The organism is Kineococcus sp. NBC_00420 (assembly GCF_036021035.1).
Taxonomy (GTDB): domain Bacteria; phylum Actinomycetota; class Actinomycetes; order Actinomycetales; family Kineococcaceae; genus Kineococcus.
Window position 1 is genome coordinate 2,323,158 of sequence record NZ_CP107930.1, and the last position, 16,931, is coordinate 2,340,088.

The 16,931-nt window shown below is 72.4% G+C and carries 17 protein-coding genes; 10 read left to right on the forward strand and 7 right to left on the reverse strand.

Annotation, left to right across the window (positions count from 1 at the left end; translation table 11 throughout):
* Positions 1-2: 2 nt before the first annotated feature.
* Positions 3-500 (reverse strand): SigE family RNA polymerase sigma factor, encoded by a 498-nt coding sequence (locus OG218_RS11365; RefSeq protein ID WP_328293331.1) that lies wholly within the window; start codon positions 498-500, stop codon positions 3-5.
* Between the two features lie 2 nt (positions 501-502).
* Positions 503-1,330 (reverse strand): hypothetical protein, encoded by an 828-nt coding sequence (locus OG218_RS11370; RefSeq protein ID WP_328293332.1) that lies wholly within the window; start codon positions 1,328-1,330, stop codon positions 503-505.
* 77 nt (positions 1,331-1,407) lie between these two features.
* Between OG218_RS11370 and OG218_RS11375 the strand changes: the two genes are divergently transcribed.
* Together OG218_RS11375 and OG218_RS11380 are read left to right on the forward strand one after the other, a co-directional pair.
* Positions 1,408-2,130: a hypothetical protein gene (locus OG218_RS11375; protein ID WP_328293333.1), complete on the forward strand. Its 723-nt coding sequence runs from the start codon at positions 1,408-1,410 to the stop codon at positions 2,128-2,130.
* A gap of 141 nt (positions 2,131-2,271) precedes the next feature.
* Positions 2,272-3,858 (forward strand): methyl-accepting chemotaxis protein, encoded by a 1,587-nt coding sequence (locus tag OG218_RS11380; RefSeq protein WP_328293334.1) that lies wholly within the window; start codon positions 2,272-2,274, stop codon positions 3,856-3,858.
* A 24-nt stretch (positions 3,859-3,882) separates the two neighbouring features.
* Here the strand turns inward: OG218_RS11380 and OG218_RS11385 are convergent, their stop codons facing one another.
* Positions 3,883-4,638, reverse strand: a complete 756-nt coding sequence (locus OG218_RS11385) for an SDR family NAD(P)-dependent oxidoreductase (RefSeq protein ID WP_328293335.1) — start codon at positions 4,636-4,638, stop codon at positions 3,883-3,885.
* 85 nt (positions 4,639-4,723) lie between these two features.
* Between OG218_RS11385 and OG218_RS11390 the strand changes: the two genes are divergently transcribed.
* Positions 4,724-5,578: a helix-turn-helix transcriptional regulator gene (locus OG218_RS11390; RefSeq protein ID WP_328293336.1), complete on the forward strand. Its 855-nt coding sequence runs from the start codon at positions 4,724-4,726 to the stop codon at positions 5,576-5,578.
* Here OG218_RS11390 and OG218_RS11395 read toward each other — a convergent pair.
* A complete protein-coding gene (locus OG218_RS11395) occupies positions 5,553-6,422 on the reverse strand; it encodes an NAD(P)-dependent oxidoreductase (protein WP_328293337.1) in 870 nt (289 codons plus the stop codon). The genes OG218_RS11390 and OG218_RS11395 overlap by 26 nt on opposite strands.
* A gap of 136 nt (positions 6,423-6,558) precedes the next feature.
* On the opposite strand from OG218_RS11395, the gene OG218_RS11400 reads away from it, so the two are divergent.
* Positions 6,559-7,896: a sensor histidine kinase gene (locus tag OG218_RS11400; RefSeq protein ID WP_328293338.1), complete on the forward strand. Its 1,338-nt coding sequence runs from the start codon at positions 6,559-6,561 to the stop codon at positions 7,894-7,896.
* A gap of 35 nt (positions 7,897-7,931) precedes the next feature.
* Positions 7,932-8,624, forward strand: coding sequence for a response regulator transcription factor (locus OG218_RS11405; RefSeq protein ID WP_328293339.1), 693 nt, complete (start codon positions 7,932-7,934; stop codon positions 8,622-8,624).
* A 46-nt stretch (positions 8,625-8,670) separates the two neighbouring features.
* Here OG218_RS11405 and OG218_RS11410 read toward each other — a convergent pair whose 3' ends face one another.
* Both OG218_RS11410 and OG218_RS11415 read right to left on the reverse strand, forming a co-directional pair.
* Positions 8,671-9,534, reverse strand: coding sequence for an aldo/keto reductase (locus tag OG218_RS11410; RefSeq protein WP_328293340.1), 864 nt, complete (start codon positions 9,532-9,534; stop codon positions 8,671-8,673).
* Positions 9,535-9,658: 124 nt separating this feature from the next.
* The gene (locus OG218_RS11415; RefSeq protein WP_328293341.1) at positions 9,659-11,740 is read right to left on the reverse strand and encodes a S9 family peptidase; all 2,082 of its coding nucleotides are present in this window, start codon (positions 11,738-11,740) and stop codon (positions 9,659-9,661) included.
* A 66-nt stretch (positions 11,741-11,806) separates the two neighbouring features.
* Between OG218_RS11415 and OG218_RS11420 the strand changes: the two genes are divergently transcribed.
* Positions 11,807-12,229 carry a VOC family protein gene (locus OG218_RS11420; protein WP_328293342.1) on the forward strand — a complete coding sequence of 141 codons (423 nt, stop codon included), beginning with the start codon at positions 11,807-11,809 and terminating at the stop codon, positions 12,227-12,229.
* Between the two features lie 13 nt (positions 12,230-12,242).
* Here OG218_RS11420 and OG218_RS11425 read toward each other — a convergent pair whose 3' ends face one another.
* Positions 12,243-13,160, reverse strand: a complete 918-nt coding sequence (locus OG218_RS11425; protein ID WP_328293343.1) for a LysR family transcriptional regulator — start codon at positions 13,158-13,160, stop codon at positions 12,243-12,245.
* Between the two features lie 167 nt (positions 13,161-13,327).
* Between OG218_RS11425 and solA the strand changes: the two genes are divergently transcribed.
* The 4 genes from solA to OG218_RS11445 are packed head-to-tail and all read left to right on the forward strand — an operon-like array spanning position 13,328 to position 16,903.
* Positions 13,328-14,512, forward strand: coding sequence for an N-methyl-L-tryptophan oxidase (gene solA, locus OG218_RS11430; RefSeq protein WP_328293344.1), 1,185 nt, complete (start codon positions 13,328-13,330; stop codon positions 14,510-14,512).
* 19 nt (positions 14,513-14,531) lie between these two features.
* Entirely contained in the window at positions 14,532-15,341 is an 810-nt protein-coding gene (locus OG218_RS11435) for an ABC transporter substrate-binding protein (RefSeq protein WP_328293345.1), read from the forward strand.
* A 51-nt stretch (positions 15,342-15,392) separates the two neighbouring features.
* Positions 15,393-16,133, forward strand: coding sequence for an amino acid ABC transporter permease (locus tag OG218_RS11440; protein WP_442906492.1), 741 nt, complete (start codon positions 15,393-15,395; stop codon positions 16,131-16,133).
* Entirely contained in the window at positions 16,130-16,903 is a 774-nt protein-coding gene (locus OG218_RS11445; RefSeq protein ID WP_442906385.1) for an amino acid ABC transporter ATP-binding protein, read from the forward strand. The genes OG218_RS11440 and OG218_RS11445 overlap by 4 nt, the downstream gene beginning before the upstream one ends.
* Positions 16,904-16,931: the final 28 nt, after the last annotated feature.

A 16,931-nucleotide genomic window follows, 5' to 3' on the forward strand; every position in this document is an offset into this window, starting at 1 on the left:
GGTCAGGACAGGTGTTCGCGCATCGCGGCGAGCCCGCGGTGGGCGTTGCTGCGCACGGTGCCCGTGGTGACGTCGAGCAGGTCGGCGATCTGCTCGTCGGAGTAGTCCTCGAAGTGGCGCAGCACGAGGACCGTCCGCTGCTTGGTCGGCAGCTTGCGCAGCGCCTCGAGCAGCGCGTCCCGGTCGGCGATCTGGTTCGTGGAGTCCGCGAGACCGGCGTCGGGGAGGACCTCCGTCGCGTGCTCCCGGCGGGCCGCCCGGCGCCAGAACGACGTCGAGGCGTTGACCACCATGCGGTTGACGTAGGCGACCGGGTCGTCGGCCGTGCTGACCCGGCCCCACTTGAGCAGGGCCTTCGCCAGCACGTCCTGCACGACGTCCTCGGCCGTGTGCGGGTCGCGCAGCAACCCGCGCGCCAGGCGGACCAGCGCAGGACCACGGGCCTCGACGAACTCCTCGAAGGTCAACCTGGCGACCTCCTGGTCACTGCGGGTGCTCACGGTCATCGTGGCGCACCGCCCGCGTCCTGCAGCGCCGCGGCCTTGGCGAGGGCGGTCGTCGCGAGGTCGGCGGCCTGGGTGAGGGCGTCGCTGCTGGTCGGCTGGTAGCTCTCCAGGTCGACCCGCACGACGAGCTGTCCCTGGCGCGCGACGACCGCGGAACGCCACATGGGGTTGGTGCCGGACTGCTGGTACAGCGCCGTTCCGGCGACGACCTGGTCGGCCCGGACACCGACCTGGTCCGCGAGCTGCCACGGCGCGGTCTCGTCGCCCTGCTGCCTGCACGCCTGTGCGTCGGTCTCCACGCCGGCCATCCAGTCCTCGGCGGCCGCACCCCGGAACAGCATCACCCGCACCGAGGCGTTCTCGGGATAGGGCTGGGCCACCGACGGCGTCCCGCCCCAGCTGAGACCGCGTGAGTCGACGACGCTCGCCGCTCCGTCGTAGGCCACGTCCGTGCAGAAACCGGTGTCGGTCGTCGGGGCGGGGTCGTCCAGGGGCTCCACCCCCGGTAGGACGGCCGTCGCCTCCGGCGTCGTCGGCAGCAGCGCGTCCGGGATGGCCGCCACGGTGCTCGGCGACGGGGTCGCCGTCGCGATCGGGACGACGGTCGGCGGCGTGCCGGGCCACTGGGAGATCCCGATCGGCACCCCGAGGGCGAGGACCGCGACGACGCCGGCCATCCCCTGCCGACGCCGTCGGATCGTGCGGGCGCGCCCCCGCGCACCCGCCGCGAGAGCGTTCACGTCGACCCCGGCGTCCGCCGATCCTGCGCGCTGCAACGCGCGGACGACCTCCGCCTCGTCGACTCCCCTCCTGTGCTCGCTCATGCCGGTCCCCCTCTGCGAGAGCCGGACTGTCCGGCGTCTCCGTGCAACAGACGCGCTGCTCCGTGCGTCTGTTGCACGTGAGCTCCAGGAAATTCACCCAGCTCCTGACCGTCGCGACGATGACCGTGGCCCTCGGGGCGTGCAGCGCCGGGTCGGGCGACTCGCCCGCTGTCCAGCCCTCCAGCACCAGCCCCCGTCCCAGCAGCGCGAGCAGCCCCACGACGACGGCACCGGTCGCCGATCCGGCAGCGCAGGAGGCCCTGCCGCAGCTGGCCCGGCAGCAGGGTGCGCAGACGTCGGCGCTCGCGCCCGCCGTGGGTCAGGACTCCCCCGACCTCGCGGTGCTGGCGAGCACGACCGACGACATCAGCACCTCGATCTCGTTCTGGGCCTGGGACGGGTCGGCCTTCCAGCCGGCGGGGAGCGTCACCGCCGACGAACCCCTGCTGCCCCGACGCTCGCCGGAGTGGCACTACCTGACCGGCGGTCTCTACCCCGACGCCGTCGTCTACCTGCAGGGCGGCTCGATGAGCGGCGGCGTCGACGCCGTCATCGCCCGCCACGAGACCGACGGCTCGTGGCGGTTCGTCCCGCTGGAGGGACAGAGCGGGGACGGGATCGCCGTCGAGGACGACGTGTACGCGCACAACCCCGTCTTCGACGAGGGGTTCACCTTCGTGACCCGTGTGCAGGGGGGCGGTCCGGTGGCGGTGACCTACTGGCGCTACGAGGAGGGCGCCGGGAGGAGCTGGTTCACCCGCTCCCCCGCCCCGGACCCCGAGGCTACGAGAACCCCGTGACGGCGACACCGCGGTGGCCGTGAGCACTCATCCGGCGGCGCGCACGGCCAGACGCCCATCCGCTGGTTCGTCCGGGTGACAGGACCTCGTCACACCAGTTGAACTCTCAAGCAACTAGTGCGGTACGTCGAACTGATGCACATGCGCAAACGACTGGGTGACCTGAAGATCGCCGGCAAGCTCGCTCTCGGCTTCGGGGCCGTCTGCCTCCTCCTGATCGCGGCGGTCGGCCTGGGCGTGCAGACCCTGCACACCTCGCAGGCCACCATCGCGGCGATGTCGGACGTCGTCGTCCCCGGCGTGCAGTACAGCGGGACCGTGAAGTACGCCTTCGCCCAGACGCGGTTGGACCTGACCTCCACCGCGCTGGCCTCCGACCCGGCCGCGCTGGGCACGGCGCAGTCGGCGCTGGCCTCCGACGACGCCACGCTCGACACGGCGTGGAAGGGCTACCTCGACACCTCGCCCGTCTCCACCCAGGCCGACCGCGACTCCTTCGCCGCGGACCTGGCGGCGTTCCGCGAGGCCCGCAAGGACCTCGTGGCCGCCGCGACCGCCGGAAACCTCGACGCCTTCAAGGCGGCGCGCGACAGCGAGATCCTGCCCCTGGCCACCCGGATCAACACCACGCTGGACCGCATCCAGAAGGCCGAGGTCGACAACGCCAAGGCCACCTCGGCCCTGGGGGCCGCGCGCTACCACCAGTCGTTCCTGCTCCTCGTCGGGCTCGGTGTGGTGGCGCTGCTGGTGGCCGCGGTCATCGCCGTCGTCGTGGCCCGCTCCATCACCCGCCCGCTGGCGCGGACGGCGGCCGTCGTCCGGGGGCTGGCCGAAGGTCGCCTGGACCAGCGCGTGGCTCACCCCGCCGCCGACGAGATCGGCCAGCTCGCCCACGCCGTCGACACGACCATGGACAAGCTGACCGCGACCCTCACCGAGATCACCGCCACCGCCGACGTCCTGGCCGGCTCCAGCGAGGAACTCTCCGCCGTGGCCACCCAGCTCTCCTCCGGCGCCGAGGAGTCCGCCGCCCAGACCCAGGTCGTCTCCGCGGCCGCCGAGGAGATCAGCGCCAACATCGGGACCGTGGCCGCTGCCGGTGAGCAGATGACCGCGGCCATCGGTGAGATCGCCACCTCCACCGCCGACGCCTCGACCACGGCAGCCTCCGCCGTCGGCGCCGTCGACGGTGCCGTCCAGACCCTGCAGCGCCTCTCGACGTCCAGCCAGGAGATCGGCGACGTCGTCAAGCTCATCACCTCGATCGCCCAGCAGACCAACCTCCTCGCCCTCAACGCCACCATCGAAGCGGCCCGCGCCGGGGAGATGGGCAAGGGCTTCGCCGTCGTCGCCGGTGAGGTCAAGGAGCTGGCCCAGCAGACCGCGCGCGCCACCGAGTCCATCACCGCCCGCGTCGCCACCACCCAGAACGACGTCGACCAGGTGGCCGGTGCCATCGGCCAGATCACCGAGGTCATCGCCCGCATCGACGCCCTGCAGTCCACCATCGCCGCCGCCGTCGAGGAACAGTCCGCCACCACGAACGAGATGGTCCGCAACGTCAGCGAGGTGTCCACCGGCAGTCAAGAGATCGCGCTGAACATCTCCGGTGTCGCAGCCGCTGCCGAGCAGACCACCAGTGGTGCCCGGCAGACCGCCACCACGGCCTCGGAGGTCTCCCGGGCCGCGACCCGCCTGAAGCAGCTCACCGGCGCCTTCACCCTCTGACCTCCCGGTCCTCGGACACCCGGGTCAGGCCCCCTGACCACCCGTCACCGGCAGGACCGCCCCGGAGACGAACGACGCCCGGTCGCTGAGCAGCCAGCAGGCCGCCTCGGCCATCTCCTCCGGTCGGGCGATGCGCCCCAACGGGATCGCCGCGGTCCCGGCCTCGATGATCCCGGGGCTCGCGACCTCCCAGTCCCGCACCATGTCCGTCAACGTCAGGCCCGGCGCGATGGCGTTCACCCGGATCCCGTCCGGCCCGTAGGTCACCGCGGCGCTCGCGGTGAGGGAGTTCACGGCCCGCTTCGCCGTTCCGTACGCGGGCAACATCGGGTTCGCGTGCAGCGCCCCGATGCTGGAGGTGTTGACGATGGCGCCGCCACCGCCGGCGCGCATGGCCCGGACCTGGGCGGCGACGGCGAAGAACACCCCCTTGTGGTTCAGCCGCTGGACCCGGTCGAAGTCCTCCTCGGAGAACTCCGCGATGCCCTGCGGGGGGACGTTCATCCCCGCGTTGTTGAAGGCCGCGTCGAGGCGGCCGTGCCGTTCGAGGACGACGTCGACGACCCGCCGCACGTCCGCGACGTCGCCGAGGTCGGCGGTCACGCTCGAGACGGTGGCGCCGTGCTCGCGCAGCTCCTCGACGAGGGCGGTCATGTCGCTGCGGGCGGCGAGGACGAGCGTCGCGCCCTCCCGGGCGAACAGCCGGGCCGCGGCGGCACCGATCCCCCGGCTCGCTCCGTTGATGAGGGTCACTTTGTCCTGCAACATCTTCTCGGTCATGTCCCCACCGTGCGCGGGCCGGACGGGGACAGCCAGGTACACCGCGTACCTGGCTGGGTCGGCGTCCGGGGCGCACCCTGGGGACGTGGACCGCAGAGCACTCGCCGACTTCCTGCGCAGCCGGCGGGAACGGATCGCCCCGCACGACGCCGGTTTCCCGGTGGGCCGTCGCCGGACCCCGGGCCTGCGTCGGGAGGAGGTCGCCGCCCTCGCGCACGTCTCTCCGGAGCACTACACCCGCCTGGAGCAGGCGCGGGGCTCGCGGCCCTCGCGGCAGGTGCTGACGGAACTGGCCCGGGCGCTGCGGTTGTCCGACGCCGAACGCGGACACCTCTTCGACCTCGCCGGGGAACCGCTGGACCGTCCGGACGAGATCTCCACCGACGTCCCCCCGCACGTGCGGGAGCTCCTCGACCGGCTGCCCGGGACCGCCGTGCTGGTGTTCGACGCGCGGTTCGACGTCATCGCCTGGAACCCGCTGGCCGCGGCGCTGCTGGAGGACTTCTCGGCGGTCGCGCCGAAGGAGCGGAACCTGCTGCGCCGCTACTTCCTGGGCCTGGACCCCGCGACCCGGCACTACGGCCTGTCGCACGGTGAGGACTTCGCCCGCTACGCCGTGGCCCGGTTGCGCTCGGCCCTGGCCCGCTACCCCGGCGACCGCCGTCTGCGCATCCTGTTGCGGGAGTTGCGGTCCGGTAGCCCGGAGTTCGTCGAACGGTGGGAACGCGACGACGAGGTCGTCGTCACCCGGCACCTCGCCAAGGCGGTGGACCACCCCGTCGTGGGGCGCCTCGACCTCGACTGCAGCGTCCTCCTGGTCCCCGACCGGGACCAGGAGGTCGTGCTCTTCACCGCGCCGCAGGGCTCCGCGGCCGCGGAGGCCCTGGAGCTGCTCGGGGTGGTGGGGAACCAGTTCAGCGGGGCTCGTGCCGGGCGATGACGGAGAAGTCGTCGTCACCGTGACCGGCGCGCTGGGCCTCGAGCAGGGCCTGGGCCGCCGCCGTCAGCGCGGGCAGCGGCAGCGTCGAGGTGTCCAGCATCAGCCCGGCGTCCTTGAGCAGCAGGTCCGCGGAGAACTGCGTGTTCCCGAACTCCCCGCTGCGCAGGTTGTCCCCCTTCATCCCCGCGATGAGGCCCAGCCCGGTGCCCTTGAGGGTCGTGAGGACCTGCTCCAGTTCCAGCCCACCGGACGTGCCGAGCCGGACGGCCTCGACGAGGCCCTGGAAGGAGACCGCGAGCGCCAGGTTCGCCACGAGCTTGCCGGTCGCGGCGGCCGCCGCCTCGGGCAGCACCTGCAGACGTTCGGGGTCGGCCCACAGCGACACGAAGGGGAGCGCCGCGTCGGCGTCCGGGCCGCCGACGAGGACGCCGAGGGACCGGTTCGCGGCCGGCCCCAGCGATCCGACGACCGGGGAGTGGACGTGCCGGACGCCACGGTCGTGCGCCCAGGCGGCGTGCTCGGCGGCGTCGGCGGGCGAGATCGTGGTGACGTCGATCCACAACGTCCCGGCGGCCGGGTCGAGCCCGTCGAGCACGACCTCGCGCACGGCGGCGGGCCCGAAGAGGGCGGTGACCACGACCTCGGCCCCGGTCACGGCCTCCTGGGCGTCGCGCGCGGCGCTCGCGCCGGCGGCGATGAGTTCCGCGTCCGCTCCGGGCGTGCGGTTCCAGACGTGGACGTCGTGTCCGGCGGTGACGAGGTGGCCGGCGAGGACGCGCCCCATGCGGCCGAGACCGAGGAAGGCGATCCGGCGGGGCTGATCGGTGGGCGGTTGCGTGGGCACGGCCGGATGCTACGGGCGGGCCTCCCCCGCGGCACCCCACGGTTCGCCGCGGTGCGCGGCCGAGCGACGGAGGCGGGAGGCGATCAGGGACGATCGACGGACGTCGGACACCGGGCCACGTCCCTAGGCTGACCCGGTGAGCGCCCTCGTCACTCCCGTCGACCCGTGGGTCACCCGCTGGCGCTTCGCGCCGCGGGTGCGGGACGTGCTGGCCATCCTCGTCTCGTTGTTCTTCGGGTTCGCCTGGTTCCACGCCGTCGTCGTCGGCCCGGAGCGCAGCCAAGCGGGCGGCCCGCCGGCGTTCGTCTCGCACGGGATCCCGTGGGGCTCGGTCACCCCGGTCCAGGTGGGCATGGCCGTCGTCGTCGTGGCGACGTGCCTGGCTCTGTGGTGGCGGCGCAGCCACCCGGTCCTGCTGTGCATCGTGACCTTCGCCGTGGCGTTCCTGTTCGCCTTCGACGGTGCGCTCTTCCTCGCGCTCCTGACCCTGGCGGTCCGGCGCCGGGACCGGTTGCTCGTGCTGGCGGCGGTCGTGGCCGGGGTGGCGGTGACGTCCTCGAGCCTGCGGACCTCCGCCGACGGCTGGACGCTCGCGATCACCTGGTCGCTCATCGGGGTGTCCCTGGGCACGTTCGTCGGGGCGTTCGTGGGCGCCCGTCGTGATCTCGTCCGGTCGCTGCGCGAACGCGCCGAACGGGCCGAGCACGAACAGGTGCTGCGGGCCGAGCAGGCCCGGCTGGCCGAACGCACCCGGATCGCGCGGGAGATGCACGACGTCCTGGCGCACCGGATCTCGCTGGTGGCGCTGCACGCGGGCGGGTTGGAGGTGCGTCCCGACGTCGGGCCGGACCAGGTCGAGTCGACGGCCGCGACGATCCGCGAGACGGCGCGCTCGGCCCTGGAGGACCTGCGCCGCGTCCTCGGGGTCCTGCGGGCTCCCGGGACGTCGTCGGCCGCGACGTCCGCCGCCGAACTCGCCCCGCAACCGACGCTGGTCGACGTCCGCCGGCTCGTCGAGTCGACCCGCGAGGCGGGGGTGGCGGCGGAGTTCCGCACCGACGTCCCCGTGCACGCCGACGTCCCGGCCGAACTCGGGCGCACCGTGTACCGGGTCGTGCAGGAGGGGCTGACGAACGTCCACAAGCACGCGCCGTCGGCGCAGACCGTGGTGACGATCTCCGGTGAGGTCGGCCGCGAGATGCTGGTGTCGGTGGTCAACGCGCGGCCCAGCGGTCAGGCGACGGGCCTGCCCGGGGCCGGTTCCGGTCTCGTCGGGCTCTCGGAGCGGGTGGGGCTGGCGGACGGGACGATCACCTCCGGTCCGGAGCCCGGGGGCGGTTTCGCGGTGCGGGCCCGGTTGCCGTGGGCCGCCGCGGACGGCCGTCCCCGGCGGCAGGGATCCGCGGCCTGGACGCCGCCGGATGCGAGGATCGTCCGGACCCCGGCCGGGACCGGTCGGGCCGAGGAACCGTGAAGGCCGAGAGTGCCGACAGTGACGAGGAGAACCCGGTGAGCGGACCCGACGGGTCGCAGCAGGACGGCAGGCCCACCCGGGTGCTGCTGGTCGACGACGACGCCCTGGTGCGGGCGGGGCTGCGGATGATCCTGTCCAGCGCCACCGACATCGAGGTCGTGGGCGAGGCCGAGAACGGGGCCCAGGCCGTCGAGGGGGTCGCGGCGCACCGCCCGGACGTCGTGCTGATGGACGTGCGGATGCCCGTGATGGACGGGCTGACCGCGGCGAAGGCCATCACCGAACGCCCGCAGGCCCCGAGCGTCGTGATGCTCACGACGTTCGACCTCGACGAGTACGTGTTCCAGGCCCTGCAGGCCGGGGCGACGGGTTTCCTGCTGAAGGACACCCCGCCGCGCGAACTCGTCGCCGCGGTGCGGATCGTCGCCGCCGGCGAGGCGATGCTCTCCCCCACCGTGACCCGCCGCCTCGTCGGGCACTACGCCGCGGACGCCGTGAACCCCCGTCGTCGCGAGGCGACCGAACGGCTGACCCTGCTGACCGAACGCGAACGCGAGGTCCTCGCCTGCGTCGGTCAGGGGATGTCGAACGCCGAGGTCGGCAAGGAACTGTTCATGAGCGAGGCGACCGTGAAGACGCACGTGTCGCGTCTGCTGACGAAGCTCGAGGCCCACAACCGGGTGCAGGTCGCGATCGTCGCCCACGACGCCGGCCTCCTCGACGTCTGACCACCCGTGATCCCGCTGGGGAACCCAGCGGGATCAGGGTCGGGGGTCAGCGGCCGGCGGTGGCGAGGGTCTCGAACTCCTCGTCGGTGAGTTCGACGTCGGCCGCGGCGAGGTTCTCCTCGAGGTGGGCGACGGTCGAGGTCCCGGGGATCGGGACGATGACGGGCGAGCGCCGCAGCAACCAGGCGAGGGCGAGCTGCGAGGTGGACGCCTCGCGGTGCTGCTTCGCGATCTCGTCGAGCGGTCCGCCCGGTCGGGCGAGGGTTCCGGCGTCGACCGGGGCCCACGGGATGAAGGCGATCCCCTGCTCCTCGCAGAACTCGAGCAGGTCCTCGGCACGACGGTCGCCCAGGTTGTATCGGTTCTGGACCGAGGCGATCGACAACCCGGCGGCCTGCGCGGCCTTCACCTCGTCCACGCCGACCTCGGACAACCCGACCTGCAGCGCGAGGCCCTCGTCGACGAAGGACTTGATCTCGCCGAACTGCTCCTCCGCCGGCACCTTCGCGTCGATGCGGTGCAACTGCCACAGGTCGATCCGCTCGACACCGAGGCGGCGCAGCGACATGAGGAGGCACTGGCGCAGGTACTCGGGGCGACCCAGCGGCGGCCAGACGTCGGGGCCGGAACGGGTCAGACCGCCCTTGGTGGCGATGACGACGTCGCCGTACCCCGAACCGTCGTGGAGGGCCTCCTTGATGAGGTCCTCTGAGTAGTAGGGGCCGTAGGAGTCGGCGGTGTCGATGAAGGTGACGCCGAGTTCGACGGCCCGGCGCAGGACACGGACGGCTTCGTCGTGGTCCTTCGGCGGACCCCAGACACCGGGGCCGGTGATGCGCATGGCGCCGTAGCCGAGTCGGTGGACGGTCTTGCCGCCGAGGTCGATGGTTCCACTGGCGGAGACGGGCACTGGTCCTCCTGCGGGGAGTTCACGAGAGCTGGCCCCGGAACGGTAGGTCGCGCGCCCCGGCCCCGCATCCGGGACACCCGGCACGATCGCGGGTGGTGGAGGACGGGGCCAGGACGGCGTCGAGTCACCGCAGCAGCTCCGGCGTCCGGAACGGCACCCCGTGCACGTGGGTCGCGAGGAACGCGAACACCGTCTCGTACCAGAGCGCCGTGTGGCCCGGGGTGAGCACCCAGTGGTTCTCGTCGGGGAAGTAGAGGAACCGGTGCGGCAGCTCGGCCGGGTCACCGCTCCACTGCTGGTTCAGGGTCCACCACAACCGCAGACCCTCGCCGATGGGGACGCGGTAGTCCTTGTCCCCGTGGATGACGAGCATCGGCGTCACGATCTTCGCGGCGTGCGCGGCGGGGTCGTTGGCCGCCTGCATCTGCTGGGTCATCTCCCGCGACCAGTACCAGGCCGCGTCCGTGGTCGGGCCGAACTGGTCGAGCGCGAACAGGCTGGCGTGGGTGACGATCGCGCGGAACCGGTCGGTGTGACCGGCGATCCAGTTCGCCATGTAACCGCCGAAGGACCCGCCCATCGCGGCCGTCCGGGCGGCGTCGAGGTCGGGACGCTCGAGCGCCGCGTCCGTCACCGCCATCAGGTCGGTGTAGGGCTGATCGCCCCAGCCGCCCCACCCGCGGGCCAGGAACTCCGCGCCGTAGCCCGTCGACAACCCGGGGTCGGGCAGCAGGACCGCGTAGCCGCGGGCGACGGCCAACCACGGGTTCCACCGCCACGACCACGCGTTCCACGACCCGAGCGGACCGCCGTGGATCCACAGCAACAGCGGTGCCGGTGCGGCGTCGCCCGCCCCGGCCGGGAGCGCGAGCCACGCCCGCAGCGGGCTGCCGTCGAGCGCGGTCGCGGTGACCTCGGTGAGCGATCCGGGCAGGTCGGGCACCGTGGTCGGCCCGCGGAGGACGACCGGTTCCTGACCGGCCACCCGCGCGTCGAGGCGCACGACCGCGGGCGGGGCGTCGACGGCGGAGCGCACCGCGAAGACGTGCGCGCCGTCGGGGGAGACCTGCAACGACCCGTAGGCGCCCGCGTCACCGCTCAGCCGGGTCCGGGACCCGTCGGCGAGCGCCACCCGGAACACCGGTGCGGCGCCGTGGTCGTCGACGGCGAGGAAGAGTTCGTCGGAACCCGGCCCCCACTGCGGCGCGGCACCCCACACGTCCCAGTCGACGACGACGTCGCGGGCCGGGGCCGAACCGTCGAAGGGCACGACGACCAGCCGCAGGCGGGGCGGCAGCGTCGGCGTGGAGACCGACTCCGCGACCGCGGCTACCCAGCGACCGTCCGGGGACACCGACAGCGCTCCGAACTCCAGTTCGGGGTCCTCGGCGACGACGCGGACGGAACCGTCGTCGGTGGCGATCGCCACGACGCGGACGTACTGCGTCCCGTGCCCGCTGAACACCGTCTCGGTGGTGAGGAGTTCCCGGCCGTCGGGGGTCAGCGCGGCCGAGGCCTCGTCGTAGCGGCGTCCCGGCGTCGGTGTGAGGTCCCGCCAACGACACGCATCCCGTTCTCCCGCAGCAGACTCAGACGGGACGTCGGCCGTCAGGTAGCGCGGTTCGTCCGGTCCGAGGTCGCTGTCCCAGTACCGCACGGGGTAGCCCGCGTGCAGGATGGCGTTGACGCCGGCGTCCTTGCGGGCCGTGCGCCGGGCGGCGTCCGACGTCGGACCCTCGGTCGCGTCGTCGGACCCCGGCAGCGTCGACGACGTGACCACCACGCGGTCCCCCCGGCGCGCGGTGAGCGGGGTCGCGACGCCTCCCGGGCGCGACCCGACGGCTCGTGCCTCCCCGCTGACCGGCAGGGCCCACAACGCCGCCGGGGCGTCGTCCTTCGACTCGGCGTCCGGGTCCGGACGTGCGGAGGTGAACAGCAACGTGCCGTCGGCGACGAACGCCGGTGCCCCCTCCGCGGCGGAACCCCGGGTCAGCCGGTGGGCCGGTCGTCCTCCCGTGGGATCGACCTCCCAGAGCGCCCCGCGCCACCGGGTGCGTTCGCGGTCGAGCGTGGCGACCGTCGTCACCAGCCGCGAGCCGTCCGGCGACAGGGCCAGCCCGCTGAGGCGGGGCAGGGCGAGGAAGGAGTCGAGGTCGGCGAAGGGTCCGGTGGCAGGACCGGTGACGGGATCGGTGGCACGGGGCACGACGACAGTCCTACTCCCCCGCCGGTCCGGACTGCCGGGCGGCTCCGACGGTGCGACAGTGCGTGCGTGACCATCACCACCACCGGCATCAGCCACCTCCGCCTCACCGTCCGCGACCTCGCCGCGTCGCGGCACTTCTACGACACCCTCTTCGGCTGGGACGTCGCGGTGGAGATGCCCGCGGACGCCGACGAGGCGACCCGCGAACAGCTCTGGTTCCTCTTCGGCGGGATCATCTACGACTCCCCGAGCGGGCTCTTCGGGTTGCGTCCCGTCGCACCCGGGAGCGACGGGTTCTCCCCGGACCGGGTCGGACTGGACCACCTGTCACTGTCGGTGGCCTCCCGCGCCGACCTCGACGCGGCGGTCGAGGTGCTCGACTCCCTCGGCGCGCCGCACGGTGCGGTGAAGGACATCGGGTCGATGTTCCTCCTGGAGTTCCGCGACCCCGACGGGATCGCGCTGGAGCTGGCGGCACCCAAGGCCTGATCCCGGACCGTCGTCACGACGACCTGGTGCGCCGGCCCGGCCCGCGCGTGGCCTCGACGGCCTCGCGCACCAGGCCGGCGAACTCCTCGAGGACCGGGGAGCGGACGCCTGCGCGCCGGACGAGGGCGAGCGGCGTGACCGCCCAGTCCTCCACCAGGGGCCGGTAGACGACACCGGCCATCGAGACGACCGTGCTGCACCGGGGCATCAGCGTCACCGCCAGTCCGCACGCGATGATCGACAACTCGGACAGGTCGTGGACCCCGCGCAACGAGGTCCGGGGTGAGAAGCCCGCCAGGTGGCAGGCGGCGACGATGGCGTCGTAGGCGCGGGGCGCGTCCTCGCGCCGGAAGATGACGAACTCCTCGCCCGCGAGCTCCGCGAGCGGCACCGCGTCGAGCGCGGCCAGCCGGTGGTCGGCGGGTACCGCGCAGACCAGGGGTTCCAGCAGCAGGAGCTCGACGTCGAGCCCCTGCTCCTCCTCGCGCAACCGGCACAGCCCGACGTCGACGACCCCGGCGCGGACGTCGTCGAGGAGCTGGCGCTCCTCGATCTCGTAGAGGTAGATGCCGCCGCGTGGCCGCTCCAGCTGGAACTGCGGGACGACCTGCGGCATGACCCCCGACATCACCGAGGGGATGCAACCGACCCGCAACGGTTCGACCTCGTGCTCCAGGGAGCGCACCAGGTGCTCGGCCTCGTCGAGGGCCTCCAGGATGCGTCGTCCTTCCCGCAGCAGGACCCGACCCGCGGGGGTCAACGTCGGCGCACGCCGGGCACCGCGGACGAACAACTGCGTCCCGAGCCGTCGCTCGAACCGCGCCACCGACTGGCTCAACGGGGGCTGCGCCATGCCCAGCCGGGCGGCCGCGCGGGTGAAGCTGAGCTCTTCCGCCACCGCCACGAAGTGGCGCAGTTCCCGGGACTCCACGGTCGCCAACATATCCCGGTGGTATGAGCGCAGGGCCCAACCGGTGTTGGAGCGAACACCCCCCGATGGGTTACCAATGACCCAGCACAACGAAAAACCTTGTGCCGCAATTGTTTCGCGGATGTTTCGAGGGTGTTTCGATACTCTCGGACGGTCAGGAGTCGCACGTGAGCACCACCCCGTCCTTCGACGCGGACGTCGCCGTCGTCGGCCTCGGCGCCTGGGGATCCTCCACCCTGTGGCGCCTGGCGGCTCGAGGTGTGGATGTGATCGGGATCGAGCGCTTCGGGATCGGCCACGAGCTCGGTTCCACGCACGGCGCCACCCGCCTCTTCCGCGTCGCCTGCCTGGAACACCCGGCGCTCGTCCCCCTCGCCCAGCGTTCCCGTGATCTCTGGCGCGAGCTGGAGGCCTCGAGCGGGCGGACGCTGCTGGACCAGGTCGGGGCGGTCATGCTGGGCCCGAAGGACGGTTCGGTCGTCGCCGGGACCCTGGAGGCCGCCGCGACCCACGGTCTCGCCGCGCACGAGATGTCGTTGGCCGAGGTCGCGGAACGCTTCCCGCAGTTCGCCGACGTCGACCCTACCCACGTCGGAGTCTGGGACCCCGACGCCGGCGTCGCCCGTCCCGAGGAGGGGGTGCGGGCCGCCGTCGCCGCAGCCCGAACGCTCGGTGCGCGGGTCCACGCCGACACCCGCGTGCTCGAGGTGGAACTGGTCCCGGGCGGAGTCGTGCTGCACTCCAGCGCACGGAGCTGGCGAGTCCGGCAGGTCGTCGTCACCGCCGGCGCGTGGTTGTCGAAGCTCGTCCCGAACCTCCCGCTGCAACCCCGGCGCACCCCGATGCTCTGGTTCCGGCCGCCGACCCCGGACCCCTCCTTCGACATCGCGAACCTGCCCGCTTTCATCCGCGAGCTCGACGGCGACATGGCCGTCTGGGGGCACGGCGCGATGCTCGGCCACGGCGTCAAGATCGGCATGCAGGACGTCGGGCGGAACTTCACCGACTGCGACCCCGACACCGTGGACCGCGCGATCTCCTGGGAACGCGACGTCGCCGAGATCTCCGCGCTCGTCGCCCGCACCTTCCCCGGGGTGGACCCGCAGCCCGAGTCCGTCATCGCCTGCCTGACCACCAACAGCCCGGACCACCAGTTCCTCGTCGGCCGTCCCGGTGGCGACTCCCGACTGCTCGTCGGCGGTGGGTGCAGCGGCCACGGCTTCAAGCACGCCACCGGCGTGGGCGACGCACTGGCCCGGATGGCGGTCGGGGAGGAACCGCACAGCGACATGTCCTTCGCCGACCCGGACCGCGTCCACGTCGACCGTCCCTCGTTGCTCGTCCTCCGCTGACCCTCTCGAAAGGCTCACCGTGAACGTTCTGCGCCGCAGGAACCTCCTCCTCCTCGCCTCTGCCGCCGTCGTGGTCCTCACCGGGTGCGGCAGCGCCGAGTCCACCGCCGCGGGAACGCTGCGCGAGGGGACCATCAGGGTAGGGACGACCAGCGACACCAAGCCCTACGCCTACGCCGAGGACGGGAAGTACACAGGGTTCGACGTCGAGGTCCTCGAGGAGGCGGCCTCCCGGATGGACCTGACACCGGAGTTCGTCGCCCAGGACTTCTCCGCCATCCTGCCCGCCGTCGCCAACGGCCAGGTGGACGTGGGCGTGGCCTCGATCAGCGCCACCGCCGAACGCAAGAAGTCGGTCGACTTCACGGACGTGTACTTCATCGGCTACCTCGGCATCGTGACCGCCGCCGACAGCGGCATCACCGACGCCGCGGAGAGCCTCTCGGGCAAACGCCTGGGGCTGGTGCAGGGCACCATCCAGGACGCCTACGCCCAGGAGAACTTCCCCGGTGCGGAGATCGTCCGCTTCCCGGACAACAACTCCGCGATCTCCGCCCTCACCGCGGGTACGGTCGACGCGCACTTCCTCGACCTGCCACCCGCCAACGACTACGTCGCCTCCTCCGACGGTGCGCTGCACGTGGCGATGGAGATCCCGGTGCCGGACTTCCCGGTCGGCATGGCGGTCAAGAAGGGCAACAGCGCACTGCTGGACGGCTTGAACCAGCAGATCACCGACATGATCGCCGATGGCAGCTGGCTGGAGATCGAGAAGCGGTACTTCCCCGACCAGCCCGTGCCCGAGCAGTTCCAGCCGGCCGCGAGCTGAGGGGACGACGTGCTGGACAACGTCCTGCGGAGCTTCTTCGACCCCGAGGCGATGGTCGCGGTCATCCCCGACGTGCTGGCCTACGGTCTCCGCAACACCCTCGTGCTCGCGGCCTCCGCCACCGTCGTCGGGATCGTCCTGGGCATGGTCGTCGCGGTCATGGGCGTCTCACGACGCCGGTGGCTGCGCGTTCCCGCCCGCGTCTACACCGACGTGTTCCGCGGCCTGCCGGCGATCCTCACCATCCTGCTCATCGGTCAGGGTCTGGCCCCGCTGACGTCGCAGTGGTTCCGGGGAAACCCCTACCCGCTGGGCATCCTCGCCCTGAGCCTCATCGCCTCGGCCTACATCGGGGAGATCTTCCGCTCCGGCATCCAGAGCGTCGACGCCGGCCAGCTCAAGGCCTGTCGCGCCCTGGGGATGTCCTACGCCTCGGCGATGCGTCTCGTCGTCGTCCCGCAAGGGGTCCGACGCGTCCTGCCGGCCTTGGTCAACCAGTTCATCGCCATCATCAAGGACTCCTCGCTGGTCTACTTCCTCGGCCTGCTGACCAGCCAGCGCGAACTGTTCCGGGTCGGGCAGGACGCGGCCGTCACCTCGGGCAACCTGTCCCCGCTGGTCACCGTCGGGTTGTGCTACCTCGTCATCACCGTCCCGCTGACCTACCTCGTGAACTGGACCGACGACCGCCTGCGGACGGGCGCTCGGGTGAAGCACGTCACCGAGATCGACCCCCGCGCCATCGAGATCGAACGCAGCGACCGTGAGGTCGCGGAAAGGGCAGGCCGGTGAACGCCACCACACCCCTGACCGGGTCGGACACGGTTCCCGAGGTCCACGCCTCCAGCCTGGAGGTGCGCGGACTCACGAAGTCCTTCGGCGACCACGAGGTCCTGCGCGGAGTCTCGCTGACGGTCGGCGCAGGTCGCACGGCCTGCGTCATCGGCCCCTCCGGCTCCGGGAAGTCGACGCTGCTGCACTGCGTGAACCGCCTCGAGGAACCGTCCGGGGGTGACGTGCTGCTCGGCGGCCGCAGCATGCTGGGCGAGAGCCCCGACGTCCTGCGGCGTCGGGTCGGGACGGTGTTCCAGCACTTCAACCTGTTCCCGCACAAGACCGTCCTCGCGAACATCGTCCTGCCGTTGCGAACGGTCCGGAAGCTCTCGGCCGCCGAAGCCGAGCGGATCGCGGTGGAGCGGCTGACCGAGGTCGGGTTGGCGGCGAAGGCCGGGCACCGACCGGCGAACCTCTCCGGCGGTCAGCAGCAGCGGGTCGCCATCGCGCGCGCCTTGGCCATGGAACCGGAGGTGATGCTGTTCGACGAGGCGACGTCGGCCCTCGACCCCGAACTCGTGAAGGGCGTCCTGGCCCTCATGCAGGGACTCGCCGAACACGGCATGACCATGCTCGTGGTGACCCACGAGATGGGGTTCGCCCGCCAGGTCGCCGACGAGGTCGTGTTCATGGACCGCGGTCTCGTCGTCGAGCACGCCCCGCCGCAGGAGTTGTTCGGTGACCCCCGCACGCAGCGGCTGCGCAGCTTCTTGTCCCAGGTGCTGTGATCTCCCTCCCAGACCCCGTCCACCGGTG

Coding starts and splice junctions, on each gene's coding strand:
- OG218_RS11370 (WP_328293332.1), bottom strand. CDS start 1,330: ATGAGCGAGCACAGGAGGGGAGTCGACGAGGCGGAGGTCGTCCGCGCG.
- OG218_RS11380 (WP_328293334.1), top strand. CDS start 2,272: ATGCGCAAACGACTGGGTGACCTGAAGATCGCCGGCAAGCTCGCTCTC.
- OG218_RS11385 (WP_328293335.1), bottom strand. CDS start 4,638: ATGACCGAGAAGATGTTGCAGGACAAAGTGACCCTCATCAACGGAGCG.
- OG218_RS11440 (WP_442906492.1), top strand. CDS start 15,393: ATGGTCGCGGTCATCCCCGACGTGCTGGCCTACGGTCTCCGCAACACC.